Below are 17,063 nucleotides of genomic sequence, written 5' to 3'. Positions count from 1 at the left end.
GCATGCAGATACTGTATTGAGAAAGACATAAAACGCTGATTTTATACTTCTATGTATTGGTAGGGATTGATACAGCATCTCGGTCAAAGATATTACTCATTCATCTGTGAGTAATGGCAACTCTTTTGCATATCACATGTAGATATAAATACGGCATGATATATTTTGGACAAAAGGAAGGTGCCCCTACTATGGCTAATCTATAAATCGGTTATCAATAGGTTTGCCGTAGCTCAGAGGCACCCTCGTGCATTATTTACAATCCAGCATCAGCAGCGCTGATATAACCACCGTCTACCAGAATCTCCTTGACATTATCCTTGTCTACAGAAACTGGTGTCAGTAACTGGCTTGGCACATCCTTATTGCCGTTGTTAAAGGTATCCTTGGCTTCTGGCTTCTTACCATCAACCAAATCCTTAATCATCTTTGCAGTGGCCTTTGCCAGCTCACGAGTATCCTTGTATACAGTCATGGACTGCTTGCCCTGTACGATTGCCTGGACGTTTGCCTTCTCTGCATCCTGACCAGTGATTACTGGGAAGTAATTCCAGCCAGCACCTTCAACAGCATTTACTGTACCCATTGCTTCTGCGTCATTTTGAGCAAGAACTGCGTCCAGCTTGGTGCCGTCATTGTAGAAGGAGTTAATACGATTCTCCATCTCATTCTGTGCTTTCTGGCGATCCCAGTTATCAATACCGATAGACTGCCACTCATCGAGTGATCCCGGAACCTTGCCAGACTTGGACTGCAATACACCAGACTTGAAGTATGGTTCCAGCACCTTCCAAGCACCTTCGAAGTAGTAACGAGCATTGTTATCTGTTGGAGAGCCAGCCATCAGCTCTACGTTGAATGGACCCTTTGCCCCGTCCTTCAAGCCGAGCTTCTTCTCAATGTACTCACCCTGCATACGACCAACATCAGTCAGGGAGAATGTTGCATAGTAGTCAACGGCATCAGTGTTCATAATCAGACGATCATATGCAATTACTGTTGCACCGTTAGACTTGGCCTGCTCTACGGCAGCACCAGTTGCTGTACCATCAATGGAAGCCACAACTACGTACTTAGTGCCATTATTAGCCATGTTCTGAATTTGAGAAGTCTGTAGATCAGTCTTGCCGTCAGCATACTGCAAGGTAACCTTGTATCCGTAACCTTCAAGCTGCTCCTTGAGGTTTTCGCCATCAAGCTTCCAGCGTTCAAGCATTTGCTCAGGCATTGAAATGCCCACGGTAACTTCGTCAGAGCTTGAGCTAGAGTTTGTTGCACCACGACTTCCACCACATGCAGATAGTGGCAGTAGGAGTGCAGTTGCTGCAACTGCGCCGATTAGCTTATACCATTTCTTCATGGTTTGCCCCTCATCTTTGATAGGAACTGTCCTTCATTCCATTTGAGCTGCTTTGCTCTATGGATGGACTCACTATAACATATATAGTTAGATGATTCAACTAACTCAGTAGTGTCGACAGGCCGTCAATTTTATTGTCGCCACTGTTTTCCTTGCATTTCAAAGGTTTTATCACATTTTACGTATTATTTTATTTAGTAAAAAAGTTTTACTAAATTATGCTTGTGTTAGCGTGAACAACTTTGAAAAATCAAGCAACACTCCAAAATAAGCCGTGCGTGTTGTTTTCACAAATTGAGGAGGTACAACTCACAACGCTCGCTATCAACACCCTACCATTTACATATAGGAAAACTTTAGAACAGAACAGCCAATATTTCATGCACAACAGTACAGTACCCACTCACTTATTGACATCAATTTACATTACCCTTCTTACACACCGCATTCACGCAGTAATATTTCAATAACCAGCAATAGCTCAACAATCTGCCTAGCAATTATGTAATACACAGCTCACACCCTTATTACCCTATAACTACTAGAAAACTCTGATATAAACTAAAAACATACACACATCAGAAACACGCCGATTTGACCAGAAGACAAACTTGCTATATATTATTCAAGTTGCTTGGAGCAATCCAGTAAACATGCGCCAGTAGCCCAATGGATTAGAGCATTTGACTACGGATCAAAAGGTTGCAGGTTCGAATCCTGTCTGGCGCACTCTTTAACCCGAGGTATTATGCTTCGGTTTTTTCGATATCCCAATACCTTACTTTTCTACCCCTTACATCAATACTTTCATCATTGCATAGGTAACGATAATCGAAATAAGTGTTATTGCAATAATCAGATACCCTTTTTGATACACATATTTGCCGCTCTCCCGAGCTTGTGCAATCTCATCTAATGTTTTACCTTCCATAAAGGCCACAATTTCCTTATATGTTCTTAACTCATGATGCCTTTTTAAGTGTTCAACCTTAAACGCAGCAATCATAGTAAGAACACATAGGGCGAGCCAAATTCCAATCCCTGGCCAATCAAGTAGCACTATCAATGGCACTGCAGACACTAGAGTAACTAGGAGTAATAGCGCCATGACACTAACCCATTTTTTGAACTCGGCTCGATCCTCATGTGAAGCAATGTTTTGCATGACCTTGTAATCCTCTCTTACTAACTGATCCACGGTAGTGCCAAAAATTTCGGATAGTAACACCAAACTTTGAATATCCGGGTAACTTTTATCGTTCTCCCAAGAAGAAACCGTCTGTCTTGAAACATACAACTTTGATGCCAACTGCTCCTGAGACATCGAATATTGTTTCCGATACGCTTTAATTGTCTTTCCTAACTGCATGCCCTCACCTCCATACTCCATAGCGTACACAACTTATGCTTTGCTCTCTATCAACATCCCTTTACATTTGGCATATTTCATGTCAAAATATCTTGACATACCAGTAATTTAAAGGTTTTTGCAGAGTATTGAAGCGAAGTCCTGCATACTTGCTCAGACTCTCAACCCTTATCAGCCGTAGCCCGAATCTCGCTTTCTATTCCCATTCTGCAACAATCTACTCGTTATGACTTTTAACAAACTCAAATAAAAAGAGAAGATCAATGCTCTTTGATCTTCTCTTACATCTTGCGTAGCTGTATCAACTACTGCTTATGCATCAATATTAGATCTATCAAAATCGTCAGCATTATCAATAATGAATTGCTTGCGCGGAGGGACTTCATCTCCCATAAGCAAACTGAACATTTGTGCCGCGTGCTCTGCATCTTCCATGCGAATTCTTCTCAGCATCCTTGAGCGTGGATCCATTGTGGTGTCTGCTAACTGATCAGCATCCATTTCACCCAAGCCCTTATAGCGCTGAATATCATCACTAAACGCAATACCATCTTGAATAAGTTGCTGTGTTTTTCTCTGCAGCTCATCATCAGAGTACGTATAAATATACTCGCCTTTTCTCGAGCCTGCTAAAGCAATTCTGTGCAATGGTGGCACAGCAGCATATACACGACCTGCCTCAATAAGCGGTCGCATATAGCGATAAAACAGCGTGAGTAGCAAAATACGAATATGCGCACCATCCACGTCCGCATCGGTCATCATAATAATTTTGTTATAGCGCGCCTGCTCCAAATCAAATGTAGTACCAGAACCAGCGCCTATTACCTGAATAATGGCAGCACACTCTTTATTCGCCAGCATCTGCGAGACAGAGGCTTTTTGCACATTCAAAATTTTGCCACGAATTGGCAGTAATGCTTGGAATGCCGAATTTCGTGCAGCTTTTGCTGTGCCGAGTGCCGAGTCACCCTCTACAATAAATAACTCAGCAATATCATCATTTCCAGGCATTGAATCTGATAACTTTGCCGGCATTGAAGCCGATTCCAGCGCATTCTTCCTGCGGGTAACTTCTTTGGTTTTGCGTGCTTGAATACGCGCATGCATTTCGCCAACGATTTTCTCAAGTACTCGCCCAGATTGCTCTTTGAATCCACGTTTCGCACCGGTAATCATCTGCCCGAAAACATCATCGGTGAGTTTTGTCACGATTGGTTTGACTTGCGCAGTTCCTAGCACATCTTTAGTCTGACCTTGGAATTGTGGCTCAGCAATACGCACAGTTACTACTGCCACAAGACCAGTAGTAACATCATCACGCTCGATTTTTGTTGCAGAATCTTTAAGATTTACTTTGAGTTTGCGCGCGTTAGCTTCAACAGTTTTACGCACTTGGCGGGTTAGCGCATTTAAGAATCCATCTACATGCATACCACCGCCAGGAGTTTCTACTACATTAACAAAACTGCGGATTTGAGTGTCGTAGTCGTTAGTCCATCTTAGAGCGATGTCCACATCACAAGTGCGCTCTACCATTTGCGCATGTAAATCACCATCAGCACCAACGGCCTGAGTTTCTTCTTCATAGGTATCAGATCCACTAATATGCCAAATATCGCATACTGGCTCGCCAGTAGATAAAAAGTCTACAAAATCCACAACACCGCCGGTATGCATAAACTGTTGCACGCGAGGATGAGCAAAAGGCGCATGCTGCGCATTTTGCTGCTGTGCAAGCTGATCTGCCTGCTGAGTTCCAAGCTCGTCCTTATGCGCTGGCTCAGTAGCATTACCACTATTGGTAGCCTGTGCTTCATCACTGGCTTCAATGTCATTAATCTGCGATGCCTGATCAACTACGTTTTCTACATGCGTCGCGTCTTCAACAACTTCACTATTTTCTCCAGTGGTACTCTCAGGAATATGCTCATCAATAACTGTAATAGCAAGACCGGGAACTAAGAAACTTGTTTGGCGTACACGGTCAATCAGCTTGTCATAGTCAAATTGTGCTGTATCATTGAAAATTTCTGGATCCGCCCAGTAACGAATTCGCGTACCAGTAACACCTTTACCAACAGTTGCCACTTTTCGTAGTTCTGTTGCTTTATTCTTACGAGTTTTCGTAAATGGGGATCCAGGGTTAGGTTTATTTGGATCAGCATCTTTATAGACACCTGGATGCCCCTGTCTAAACTCCATGCGCCATGTTGTTCCATCTCGATCCACTTCAACATCGAGACGAGAACTGAGAGCATTAACTACTGAGGAGCCTACACCGTGCAAACCGCCGCTAGCATTGTATGAGGCATTACCAAATTTTGCTCCAGCATGCAGCTTGGTGAGCACCACTTCTACACCTGAAAGCCCTGTTTTTGGCTCAATATCAACTGGAATACCACGACCGTTATCAGCAACACTAATTGAGCCATCACTATGTAAAGTCACGGTAATAGCATCGCAGAAACCAGCAAGTGCCTCATCAACAGCATTGTCGATAATCTCCCACAAGCAGTGCATCAGACCTTGACTATCAGTGGTACCAATATACATACCTGGGCGCTTGCGCACTGCATCAAGCCCTTCAAGTACTGCAAGATCCTTTGCGCCATACTCACTTGCTGTCTGCTCTTGTTTTGCCATTACTTCCCTCTTATAGTTTTCCAGAGAGTACTACCGGTTAACACAACAAATAGGCATACTACACCCATGCAGTATGCCTATCAAAGCACGTCACTGATCCAAGAAATCACGCAAGGTTTGTGAACGTGATGGGTGACGGAGCTTAGACATTGTCTTAGACTCAATCTGACGAATACGTTCACGAGTTACTCCATAGACGCGCCCAATATCGTCAAGTGTCTTTGGTTGACCGTCTTCCAAACCATAACGCATCTTAATAACACCAGCCTCACGAGGAGACAGTGTCTCAAGCACTTGCTTAAACTGCTCTTGAAGCAACGAGAACGCAACTGCCTCAGACGGCGCAATAGCATCTGTATCTTCAATCAAATCGCCAAACTCAGAATCGCCGTCCTCACCCAAAGGTGTGTGCAAGGAAATTGGCTCACGTCCATACTTTTGCACTTCCTGCACTTTTTCAACTGGCATATCGAGCTCACGAGCCAATTCATCAGGCGTAGGTTCACGACCCAAATCCTGCAACATCTGACGCTGTACACGAGAAAGCTTGTTAATAACTTCCACCATATGCACTGGAACGCGAATAGTGCGTGCCTGATCAGCCATAGCACGGGTAATCGCCTGACGAATCCACCATGTGGCATACGTGGAGAACTTAAAGCCCTTCTTCCAGTCAAACTTTTCTACAGCACGAATCAGACCCAGATTGCCTTCCTGAATTAAGTCGAGGAATAGCATGCCACGACCGGTATAGCGCTTAGCAAGGGAGACCACCAAACGAAGATTTGCTTCAAGCAAATGATCCTTGGCCTTACGACCATCATTAGCAGCCCACTTTAATTCACGGCGACGCTTAAAATCGAGTGTATCGCCTTCGGTATCAAGCAGGTGTTGGGCATATAAGCCAGCCTCAATGCGCTCTGATAAATCAACTTCTTGTTCTGCATTCAGCAGGTTAACACGACCAATTTGCTTGAGATAATCTTTTACAGGATCTGCAGTAGCACCGGTTGCGATTACTCGACGCTTTGGATTGCCTGAAGGCGTGTAGTTGTCGTCATCATCAAAGTAGGTAACAACATATGCGCCTTTTTCCGTTGGCTGTGCTGGAGGCTCTGGCTTACTATCCTCATCGTCATCATCATGATGATCTTCATCACTATCATCGTCATTATCGAGATCGTTGTCAAAATCATCATCACTGTCAAGATCGTTGAGATCATCGTCTAAATCATCGGTGAGATCGTCATCTAGATCAGCACCAATCTCGTCATCATCTGGATCAGTGTCTTCGAGATCTAAGCTCGTATCATCCATATCCTCGTCATCAAGTTGCTGCAAATCTTTATCCTCAACTTGTGACTTTGCCTTTGAAGATTTTTTTGTACTAACAGTTTTCGTGCTAGATGCCTTCGTCTTGCGAGATGCCGTCTTTTCGGTGGCCAATGTCTCCTCCTGAATCGAGCCCGCACATACCCTATTTCCTTCATAGGGCATAGCTATGCGAGGCAATGTCAACTACTGAGCTAACCATGTTGCCAAGACGATTATTCCCCGCAACACTCTTGCGCGTGGCGAAATTTCGGCTATAATCTGCACAATTGCTGAGTTTGCCCCACCCATCGAGGAAATAATCCACGTATAATAGCCTGCTCAATAATCTTGGCCAGAGTATTCGTCGCATTTATTGCTAAGGTCTGCTGGGCGCACGCATAACTTTGTGTTTGCTGTCCAACAAACCATAATATATACGTTAATGCAGCAAACGCTTGCTCGCTGTATTCATAAGGCACACAACGCACCACTTCAACAAGATAGTCAATGCCATGCTGACAACGGACAAGGTTAGGACGCAGCGACTTATCCTTATATGCCCGCTCGATAATCTCAGCGGTTTTGCGAGCGCATGGTGTTCTTGGTACTCCAATGGACAACAGCTCCATATCTGCAATATCTAGTGTTTCATCAAGTACACTCAAAATACATGCATCTCGAGCCGGTCGATGTACATGCATAGCTACACACGTATGCTTCCACGTTTCATATTGTGGTGCGGTAATACCATGTTCCAAACAATCAAGCCACTTCGCAATATATCGTTTGATAAGCATGGTATCTGCTTTGACAATACCCTGTTCCATACGCAATTGTTGGTGTTTGTGTAACGCTTGCTCTATATCCTCTTCACTGTATTGCATAGGTGGCGATGCCATCGACTGATCCACTGGTGAAGTATGGTGAATAACGAACTCACGCACACTATGCTCGTCCTGCTGTTGATCACAATATGCCGCTACCCACCCTGGAATACCTACTGCAATAGTCATATTTTCTCCCTATATCGCTGTATGCCATGCTGCTGGCGCTTTTATTTGCTATGTCTTACAGTGTCAGAGTTTGCAGCAAGAATCCATATATCTTGGAATTGTTATCGAATGTATGTAGTCTATTAGCATACAAAACTGTGCGTAAGCTACTTTTACTGACCATCTACTACGCTCAATACCATGGGTATACTCCACAGCAATAGTCAGCAATCACTGACCTCCACCAATACACACGATGTTTCGCAACAACTTGATGCGGCAACAAACTACGAAATACTGCATACTCTTGATACTGATCGTGAAGCTATAGAAGCGCGCATTAATCAGCTTATCGACCAACAATGCAATTTCAGTCGTTGCGCTGAAAGCACTGACTATTACTACCCACTTATCGAAGATATTGCCACACAAGCACACACATCAAATACTGGAGGAAAACGCCTCCGCGCCCTACTCGCATTAGCATGGTTCGATGCTTGCCAACAAACTACAAACAGCGAGCCATCCTCGTGTACCCATGGCGATGAATGCGCCCATACACGTATCGGCAATTCCATAGATCGCGATGCTATGGTGAGCCTCGCTAGTGCCATCGAAATGTATCAGACCGCGGCTCTTGTCCATGACGATATTATCGACGATGCTGATACTCGCCGCGGCAAGCCCACAGCACACCGTGCTCTTGCTCGTCCTGGCGTTAGCGGTACTGGGCTTGGCATTATGTTTGGCGATTTACTTACTACTATAAGCATGAGCGTCCTCGCCGATCTCAACATTGCTCACCATGAACCTGTGTTCAGCCAACATATACTTCACCGATTTATGAATATGCATCGCGATGTCGAACTCGGTCAAATACTTGATTTAGCCAGCGAACACATGCCACTTGACGAGCCACAAGCAATTATTGCAAACGCTATGAAAGTCTACCGCTGGAAAACAGCAAGCTACACCACTATCGCTCCCCTTGCCTTAGCAGGTCTTGCTGCAGGTTTACATCCACAAGTTGCTCACGCGTGGAGTATGCGCGTAGGATTGCCATTAGGATTAGCGTTTCAGATTGCAGATGATCTTATCGACGTTACCGCAAATCCCCATCACAGCGGTAAGCCATTAGGTGGCGATATTCGTGAAGGTAAACGTACAATACTGCTTGCTGACACACTGCAAGCAGTAGATACAACACAGCGTGAGTTTATTATCAATGCATATATGCAAGCACACCGAGACGAAGCAACATGTAAGCGAATTATTGAGCTCATGCATAGCAGTGGCGCAGTGAAGCAATCACAATCACGCATTACTGTGCTCTACCAACAATCAGTAGGTTGTTTACAACGTGCAGCAAAAGAACTGTCATTTACTACGCCCAATATCGACAATATACTTGCAACTTGTTCACTCTTCATCCCCCAAGTGCATGAGTAGAGTACAATAGTGTCATTGCACAACATGAAGGAATGTACATGGCGACACAACCACAAATTGGTGAACTTATTGACGGGCGATACCAGATCACCAAACTTATAGCACAAGGCGGAATGGCAACCGTCTATCAAGCAACCGATATTAAACTTGAGCGTGATGTGGCTGTAAAAGTTATGCATGTGCAATTAGCCCAAGGACCACATAAAGATCAGTTCATTGAGCGTTTCCATAGAGAAGCTCAGTCAGCTGCCAAAATTTCTAATCCTCATATTGTGCAAATTTATGATACTGGCAGCTACAACGGTCTTGAATATTTGGTTATGGAATATGTGCATGGTGTTACTCTGCGACAAGAGCTGGAACGACGCGGAACATGCACTGTACGCGAAACACTCCGTATTGTTGACGGCATTCTAGAAGGTTTAGCCGCGGCTCATGCTGCAGGTATTATTCACCGTGATATGAAGCCAGAAAATATTATGCTCACTGATCGCGGACGTGTGCGCATTACAGATTTTGGATTAGCAAAAGCCACATCACAAGCTACACTTGCAACAACTGGCATGCTACTTGGCACAGCAGGCTACCTTGCTCCAGAGATGATCGAACATAATCAAGCCACTGCGCAGGGAGATATTTATTCAGTTGGCATTATGGCTTGGGAAATGCTTACTGGAAAACTGCCATTCCAATCTGAAAATACAGTAACCGTTATGTTCAAGCACGTACACGAGGATGTGCCAGCATTACATGCCCTTGACACTAGAATTCCTGGTTCAGTATCAACATTGATTAGCACTCTTGCTGCACGCAATATTGAAAATCGCCCACAAGATGGCGCTGTTGCCCTAGCTCTTGTACGCACGTGTATGCAGAGTTTAACTCCTGAACAACTTGCCTTGCGTCTTGGCGATACTACTGAGCATTACACGAGTCTGCTGCCTCAAGCCCAACACACCGCGGCAATGCAGCAACAAACTACAAACTCTGGTATAGAGCAGTCACCACTACAAGCAGACCAAATGCTTGAAACTGCGGCTTTAACAGACAATACACAAGCAACGCAAACACTAGGCAACACTCCTTCTGATGCTCCAACTCAGGCCTTGCACCAAACGCAAGCTGCACAAGCAGATCAGCAAAGCACGAATCAACCGCATAACAAACGACGTATCGCACTTATCAGCATTATCAGTGCTGTAGTACTTGCTCTTGCAATTGCGGCAGGCGCATGGTGGTGGACGCAAGCAGGACCTGGAAGCTACTGGCAACTGCCAGCACCAACCGATATTCAATGCGTTGATGATAAGCCATGCTCGCTAAAAGGAGCGTCATGGAAAGAGTATGAATCAACGCTGAAAGTAGCAAATATCCCTTATGAAGTGAAGCATGACTATAGCGACACGATAAAACGAGGCTATATTACTACTACTTCGCCTGAACATGTGGGAGACCATATCAATAAACATAGTGGTACGCTGATTGTGACCGTCTCACAAGGCATTCAACAAGCCACTATTCCAGAAGATATTACCCAGCTTGGATCGACCAACAATACCAAACCATTAGCAGCATTACGGGAAGCTGGATTCACCAATATTATCCATGATGAATCCTCAGACGAATACTCCATAGATCATCCACAAGGCGCCTTGATTAGTATTACTCCAGACCCAGGAAGCACACTGAACCATAATGAAGCAGTAACTGTTGTGCTTTCTCTTGGACCAAAACCTGTGAGTATGCCTGATATTGAAGGAAAGTCATGGGACGAAGCACAGGCTGCATTACAGGAAGCACAGCTCAAAGCAAATAGCAGTGAGGAGTTTAGTGATAGTGTTCCTGCTGGCACTGTCATCAGCACCTCTGAACACGCGAATGCTCAATTGCATTGGGGTGATACTGTAGATGTGGTGATTTCCAAGGGTCCTGAAACTGCTCATATTCCTGAAAACTTAATTGGCAAAAATGAAAAGCAGGTAACACAAACCCTTGAACAACTTGGATTCAAAGTCACTACCAATCGTGTCCTTGGCGGCATTTTTGGCACAGTACGTGAAATAAGTGTAGACGGCAAATCGTATTCCAGCGGAGGCGACGTACGTCTGCGCGATACACAAGGCAATGCCACTACTATTACGCTCACTATTGTGTAGTAAACAGATACATGCATAACGCATATGCAAGCATACAATGTATTTAGAACCACACTCTTGCATATACTACGACATGTAATAGCGCACAAAGCGCATGCGCATAACGCTTATCCATATCACAGCAATTGAAAACTGCATGCACGAAAGTGTGCATATACGCGATGTGAGTGAATTAGCGAAAGTTTCATCCAACGATATTTCTAGAGAAACTACTAGAGATAATATTGTGAATGATCAAAAACAAAACGTTGCATGATTTCAAATACTTGCTGTGACTCTTCGAGCCAAACCTGCCCCACAGGAAAAACATGACCTAATGTCTTACCTTTAGTAGGCACAACATCGTAGATTTCACAATAATTACCACGCTGTCGCATAGCTGCAGCAAATAGTAATGACTGCGTTTCCAAGAAATCATCGGAACTCGTAATAACTACCGATGGTGGCAACTGCGCATATTGTACAAGCCCTTGCATAGATTGCAATTCCTCTGTAGTTTGTTCGGCGAACGATGTGAAGAATGTCCCTCCCATTTGGGCGATGTATGGCAGCGTATCCGTGGTAGATGACCCACGTGTAAATGGTTCCAACTCAAATAATCCGGATTGGAATATCGTACCTCGAACCGGCAAATCTTGTATTGGACAATGCAGCTGCTCACCGACTACAGTGCTATTGAGAGCTGCAGCTGTGTAGAGTGCAAGGGTTGCCCCTGCGGAGTCGCCGGTGATAAACAAGTTACGCAAATCTATAGGGTATTCGTGTGCGTGAGCTTGTAACCACTGTAGCGCGGTAAAAATGTCTTGCAATTGACCCATAAAATCAGTCGTTGGAGCAAGACGATACCCCAAAGACACCACAGCAACACCATATGATGCTACGTGAGTGCCAAAATTGCGATTCAAATCCTTATACCCGTAAACAAAACCACCGCCATGGATGTCAACAATCACTGGCAACGTAGCTCCGCCTCGCAACAAAGCGTCATGCGGTAGGTAAATATCAAGACTATGAGCTTTGATATGCGCAATCGTATCACCGGTAGGTTGTGCATACGCGATATCAGCAAACACATCAATACCATCAGGATCACACCATAGTTGGCAGCGATAAGAATCAACACCAAGCCCAAATTGTTCGCGAGTTTCAATAGCTACTCGCGCAATATCTGCTGGTATCTGCGCTAAATCCTCATCAACCGGCGTAAAAGTGCGTATTCTATCAATATTTTCTTGTGTTTTTGCGAACATATTATTCTGCCTTCATATCTTCCAAAGTTACACCAGCAGTTTCTGGTAATAACTTTACAACAAACACATATCCTAGTAATGCAAACACCGCATAGATCAAATAAACATTGCCAATCCCAATCAGATTCTTCAAAGGAGGGAATGTATTAGAAACTGCAAAGTTGCCAATCCAGTTAAATGCAGTTGCAACAGCCACACCAAGAGCACGAATATCATTAGGGAATATTTCTCCAATAACTACCCACATCGCTGGACCCCATGTTAGACAGAATGTCACATAAAATGCGTACACGGCAAGCAATGTAACCGGTCTCCAAATACCTGGTAGCGAAATTCCAGCATCAGTTATAGTTGCTTGGTGGAAGCCAAAACTTGCAATTGCTAAGAACACTGCCATAGCAACAGAGCCCCACTTCAAAATATTACGACGACCAACTTTATCTACAATTACCATATAAACAACAGTCGCAAGCACCGCGGCAATAGTGCGATAGACAGAAATATTCAAAGCTGCTTGTTCACTAAAACCAACTGATTTCCACAGACTTGAGTCATAATACAAAATAATATTGATGCCACAAACCTGCTGTAATAGAGCAATACCAATGCCAAGCCAAACAACTTTTTTCAAACCAAATGTTGGACCTCGCAAGTCATGCAAACGAGCAATATGTTCGTGGTTCATAGTGTGGCGAATTTCAGCAACTTTTGCCCTAGGGTTAGCTTCACCAACAATTGTTCCCAAAATATGTTCCGCTTGACTATCCTTGCCTTTCATCACTAAGAATCGGGGAGATTCAGGAAGCGTAAATGAAACAATAAGCATAATAACCGCAGGAACAATCATGGAAAGCAGCATCCAACGCCACGTGCTAACACCAAAACAGAATGGGTTATCGGCACTACCAGAAATACCTGCGAAAACAGCATTTACAATAACTGAAGCCAAAATACCTAAAGCAATCGCCAATTGTTGAAAACTTCCAAGGAATCCTCGCATCTGCGCAGGAGTAATCTCTGCAATATATGCTGGTCCGATTACCGAGGTAAGTCCAACACCTAATCCGCCGACTAAACGGAAGAAAATAAACATCCAGATACCAGTAGCAAATGCTGAAAAAATAGAACTGATAATAAACAATATTGCCGCTATAAGAATAGTAGGCACTCTACCAAACCGATCAGCTATTTGACTAGTGAACCATGCTCCAAGTACACATCCTAGAAGTGCGCATGATACCGAAAGACCGCTCATAGCACTACTCAGTCCAAAACCAGACTATGTGCCCGCAATCGAATCAACAGCACCATTGATTACAGAAGTATCATAACCAAATAAGAAACCGCCCACTGCAGCACATAAACATACCACAATTATTTTGCGCTTTACTGCTGGGGCTAATTGTGCAGTAGCAGTATGAGACTGTGACATGGCTATCCCCCCTTATGTATTTCTTTGACGACCTTGTCATTGTTTAATATTAGGAATACTCGGAATGACAAATATACTTTTTGTGACATAGTTATAGCACTTTCGTAACGTACTTTGTACCGAGGTGATATTCATGAATAATGAGTTCATCGTTAAAGATAGCCCAGTTATTGATAGAAACTATTGTGAACAAAGTGCATGTTCCTCACGATATATCGCTAGAGTACTTATTCATCAGCAGCCAGAGTTAGTACCAACACATTGGCATGCTGGACTGGAAATGAATTACGTGATTTAAGGCAGTGGCACTGTAACCATAGGTTCAAAAGTCGAAGCACTGTATCCCGGCAAAATGTGTATTATTTCTCCCTATGAATTACATAATTTTGTAGAAGAGAAACGCAATGGAAAAAATCCGCTTATTATCTCTATGACATATGATGATGTACGACTTCGCCAAGTATATAACTTGGTAGATAATGTGCTACTTAGCCCCAATGCTCCTCAAGCCACTGATGCGGATAGAGCTCAATTTATAGATTTGTGTATGCAAATTTATGATCTTACATCAGCAATCAGCGCTGAACGTTCATTAAAAATTAACGCCCTACTCTTTGAAATAGCGTATTTAACATTTAGAAAATTTACTGTTGGAAGTCGCAAACAACCAATAACACAACACGGGCAAAATATTATGCAACCTATTTTTGGCTATATTGATGCCCATAAACGACATGCACTCAGAGCACAAGATGTCGCTTCATATTTTGGGTACAGTCGTGAATATTTTTCTCGTCTTTTTAAAGCAAATAGCTCAATTACATTCAAAGAGTATCTCACTACATTACGCCTTGAAGATGCCTACTATCTCTTGATGTATCAATACCCCGGATCATTGAACGACATCGCTCGCCAGACGGGATTTGCAAGTGCGCGAAGCTTTATCGCTATTTTCAAACAGCACTATGGTATGCATCCACTGCAATATCGTAAACAGTATGCGCAATAATGGCAGAGTAACGCACCCCCCGTTTTTATATCCGGAATACAACCTGAAAAGAGCCTATCTACCTTTTCCACCATGCTGGTAAAGAGATGCAAGAGTTCTTCTGGCTTGAACATAATGTAATCCTTTACTGTGTTTTGGCGCACTGTTAACAACGCAGCGTGCGGAGTCTGCGAAACGTGGCGGCGGCAGGATTCGAACCTAGCGCACCCAAATGGGACTCGAGTTACAGTCGAGCGTCGTTGACCACTTGACTACACCGCCAAAAACAATGAAGCCACCCGTTTGGGTGGCTTCAGATAGAACTTATTTGATAGTTATTTCACGAGCTTATTCTCTTCCAATTGTTTCATCCCGTTGAACATACGTGGACAATAATCCATATCAAGCGGATTAAGTGAGTAACAACTAATGATATCGTCGTATAAAGTTCTCGGAATTGATACACTATTCTTGAGCGCCTCGGCAATAAAAATAGCTACAGCTGCATCAAATTCACCAGCATCATTCATCTGGTTAAGTATATTTTTCGCAGCATACTCACACCCAGCTTCGGAGAGAATATCAGCTAAAGCATTAATATCGTTGTCGTCGCAATGCTGTAATGCCATGACTCTGCTCCTTTAGCTGATAGAATGTGGTTACTTGGCTATTGCTCCAATCCAGTACAATACGATAGTTGCTCTCATTAGCGCTGAGCTCGATTATTTGACTAACGCTACCATGATATTTTCTTAATCCATATTCTAGCATTTGTTGAACATCTTGCACGTCCCATTTCTTAGGAAACGATGGAAATCTTACCCTTCGATTCATTCGAAGTCATATAAGTGTCTGCCACGCTATTTTTTCGCATGAACATCATAATTTCCATAGAGAATGTGATTCCCGTGATAAGCATTCTTCCAAACTTCACCATGTAAGGTACTTAGCAAACGACTATATAATTGCGTATCGCTAAGCATAAATGATAATTACAATTATTGTCCCATCAGCCTCACCAACATCAGGTAGTTTTCGGTAACTAGAACAACTAATCCATCATTAATTTGATTTGAGTATACTATAACTTATGAAAATCAGAAAAATTCTAAATATTATCATCCTTGCACTATGTGCACTCACATCGCTACTTTGCGGCATAGTGGGCTGGGCGCTTCCTGCTGGACTATTCGCTCTTGCGGGTGGCGTGCGCGCAATAACCGTCTATCTTACGGAGGTAAAACAATGACACAAGTATTCTTAGGAGTAAAAGACGTGTCAAAACACATCGGTGTAACCAACGCCGCAGCATACAAACTCCCAGAGCCAGACGCACTGATAGGCAATACACGTGGCTGGTTACCCGAGACCATAGACTATTGGCGCGCGCATATGCCGGGTCAAGGCGCTGGAGGCGGTAGACCACGAAAAGCAGATAAAAATCAATGATACAGACAGCTATCAAACGCCATTTATACGGTCTCTTTACATGCACCTTATCAATAGCACAACAAGAAACAACAGCTTGAGCTTGTGCGCATCAGGTATAAGCTCAAGCGTCGCTGTACCGACAACATTATTCAGGTTCTTATCTCCATTATTGCCTCCTAAAAATAAAGCCACCATCCGTGATAGCTCAAATTACAGCTCCGCATTAACAGAATATGGAATTACATTTTTCACCAGTGGACTTCTGATATAACTTAGTAACATCAGATATTTCACCATCAATCTCACCGTCAATATTTAAGCATGATACTCTCATCCAGTGCAGTATTCTCCTCATTTGTTCAGGAGCAAGCAAATCCAAATCATCATGCTTTATAATTACAGCGAGCGCTTCATAGAAGAAAAGTCCGAAATCGTAGTTTAATGATGGAAGCGTTAGAAATGCGAAATATTCATTAGAAACATGTCCTTTGATGAGTTCTCGGCAATAGGTGTATGTGTCGTATGTTTGATGGTGGCGAGTTTTATAGCGAAGTTCGCGTTCCGTCATAGTACTACGCCTCCTTTGGGTAGAATGAGATTATTATGTGTTTTCTGTTTACTAACGCTTCAACAGTGATTTTTTCTACTGTTTTTGTATAAAACGTATTGCCTAATA

General features: G+C 43.4%; 15 protein-coding genes and 2 tRNA genes. 6 read left to right on the top strand and 11 right to left on the bottom strand.

All coding sequences use genetic code 11. The annotated features are described in order from the left end of the window. Positions 1 to 256: 256 nt before the first annotated feature. Positions 257 to 1,360, bottom strand: a complete 1,104-nt coding sequence (locus IEU85_RS01555) for a substrate-binding domain-containing protein (protein WP_188354486.1) — start codon at positions 1,358 to 1,360, stop codon at positions 257 to 259. A gap of 655 nt (positions 1,361 to 2,015) precedes the next feature. Here IEU85_RS01555 and IEU85_RS01550 point away from each other — a divergent pair. After that, positions 2,016 to 2,089 (top strand) — tRNA-Arg (locus IEU85_RS01550). A gap of 64 nt (positions 2,090 to 2,153) precedes the next feature. On the opposite strand, the gene IEU85_RS01545 is transcribed toward IEU85_RS01550, so the two are convergent. From IEU85_RS01545 to IEU85_RS01530, 4 genes are all read right to left on the bottom strand, one after another. Next, positions 2,154 to 2,729 (bottom strand): helix-turn-helix transcriptional regulator, encoded by a 576-nt coding sequence (locus tag IEU85_RS01545; protein ID WP_188354485.1) that lies wholly within the window; start codon positions 2,727 to 2,729, stop codon positions 2,154 to 2,156. A 312-nt stretch (positions 2,730 to 3,041) separates the two neighbouring features. Then, the gene (locus IEU85_RS01540) at positions 3,042 to 5,375 is read right to left on the bottom strand and encodes a DNA gyrase/topoisomerase IV subunit B (RefSeq protein ID WP_188354484.1); all 2,334 of its coding nucleotides are present in this window, start codon (positions 5,373 to 5,375) and stop codon (positions 3,042 to 3,044) included. Positions 5,376 to 5,465: 90 nt separating this feature from the next. Further along, on the bottom strand, positions 5,466 to 6,872 hold the full coding sequence (locus IEU85_RS01535; RefSeq protein WP_188354483.1) for an RNA polymerase sigma factor: 1,407 nt from the start codon (positions 6,870 to 6,872) through the stop codon (positions 5,466 to 5,468). Positions 6,873 to 6,961: 89 nt separating this feature from the next. Next, entirely contained in the window at positions 6,962 to 7,702 is a 741-nt protein-coding gene (locus IEU85_RS01530) for a hypothetical protein (protein WP_188354482.1), read from the bottom strand. A gap of 180 nt (positions 7,703 to 7,882) precedes the next feature. Between IEU85_RS01530 and IEU85_RS01525 the strand changes: the two genes are divergently transcribed. Both IEU85_RS01525 and IEU85_RS01520 read left to right on the top strand, forming a co-directional pair. After that, on the top strand, positions 7,883 to 9,130 hold the full coding sequence (locus IEU85_RS01525) for a polyprenyl synthetase family protein (protein WP_188354481.1): 1,248 nt from the start codon (positions 7,883 to 7,885) through the stop codon (positions 9,128 to 9,130). Positions 9,131 to 9,162: 32 nt separating this feature from the next. Then, positions 9,163 to 11,286, top strand: coding sequence for a Stk1 family PASTA domain-containing Ser/Thr kinase (locus IEU85_RS01520; protein WP_371866596.1), 2,124 nt, complete (start codon positions 9,163 to 9,165; stop codon positions 11,284 to 11,286). Between the two features lie 212 nt (positions 11,287 to 11,498). Here the strand turns inward: IEU85_RS01520 and IEU85_RS01515 are convergent, their stop codons facing one another. From IEU85_RS01515 to IEU85_RS08640, 3 genes are read right to left on the bottom strand one after another with little or no spacing between them, the layout of a single operon-like run. Further along, positions 11,499 to 12,536, bottom strand: a complete 1,038-nt coding sequence (locus IEU85_RS01515; protein ID WP_188354479.1) for an alpha/beta hydrolase — start codon at positions 12,534 to 12,536, stop codon at positions 11,499 to 11,501. 1 nt (position 12,537) lies between these two features. Then, entirely contained in the window at positions 12,538 to 13,803 is a 1,266-nt protein-coding gene (locus tag IEU85_RS01510) for a sugar porter family MFS transporter (protein WP_268234206.1), read from the bottom strand. A gap of 12 nt (positions 13,804 to 13,815) precedes the next feature. Beyond that, positions 13,816 to 13,968 (bottom strand): hypothetical protein, encoded by a 153-nt coding sequence (locus IEU85_RS08640; RefSeq protein WP_229714674.1) that lies wholly within the window; start codon positions 13,966 to 13,968, stop codon positions 13,816 to 13,818. A 133-nt stretch (positions 13,969 to 14,101) separates the two neighbouring features. On the opposite strand from IEU85_RS08640, the gene IEU85_RS01505 reads away from it, so the two are divergent. After that, on the top strand, positions 14,102 to 14,266 hold the full coding sequence (locus tag IEU85_RS01505) for a hypothetical protein (protein WP_188354478.1): 165 nt from the start codon (positions 14,102 to 14,104) through the stop codon (positions 14,264 to 14,266). A gap of 54 nt (positions 14,267 to 14,320) precedes the next feature. Further along, positions 14,321 to 14,977, top strand: coding sequence for a helix-turn-helix transcriptional regulator (locus tag IEU85_RS01500; protein ID WP_188354477.1), 657 nt, complete (start codon positions 14,321 to 14,323; stop codon positions 14,975 to 14,977). Between the two features lie 177 nt (positions 14,978 to 15,154). Here the strand turns inward: IEU85_RS01500 and IEU85_RS01495 are convergent. Further along, positions 15,155 to 15,238 (bottom strand) — tRNA-Tyr (locus tag IEU85_RS01495). 53 nt (positions 15,239 to 15,291) lie between these two features. After that, on the bottom strand, positions 15,292 to 15,585 hold the full coding sequence (locus IEU85_RS01490; RefSeq protein ID WP_188354476.1) for a hypothetical protein: 294 nt from the start codon (positions 15,583 to 15,585) through the stop codon (positions 15,292 to 15,294). A gap of 616 nt (positions 15,586 to 16,201) precedes the next feature. Between IEU85_RS01490 and IEU85_RS01485 the strand changes: the two genes are divergently transcribed. Then, the gene (locus IEU85_RS01485; RefSeq protein ID WP_188354475.1) at positions 16,202 to 16,405 is read left to right on the top strand and encodes a hypothetical protein; all 204 of its coding nucleotides are present in this window, start codon (positions 16,202 to 16,204) and stop codon (positions 16,403 to 16,405) included. Between the two features lie 205 nt (positions 16,406 to 16,610). Here IEU85_RS01485 and IEU85_RS01480 read toward each other — a convergent pair whose 3' ends face one another. Next, positions 16,611 to 16,955 carry a hypothetical protein gene (locus IEU85_RS01480; protein WP_188354474.1) on the bottom strand — a complete coding sequence of 115 codons (345 nt, stop codon included), beginning with the start codon at positions 16,953 to 16,955 and terminating at the stop codon, positions 16,611 to 16,613. Between the last annotated feature and the right edge of the window lie 108 nt (positions 16,956 to 17,063).

This window comes from Galliscardovia ingluviei (assembly GCF_014635685.1).
Taxonomy (GTDB): domain Bacteria; phylum Actinomycetota; class Actinomycetes; order Actinomycetales; family Bifidobacteriaceae; genus Galliscardovia; species Galliscardovia ingluviei.
This window is presented reverse-complemented; position numbering and strand designations above follow the sequence as displayed.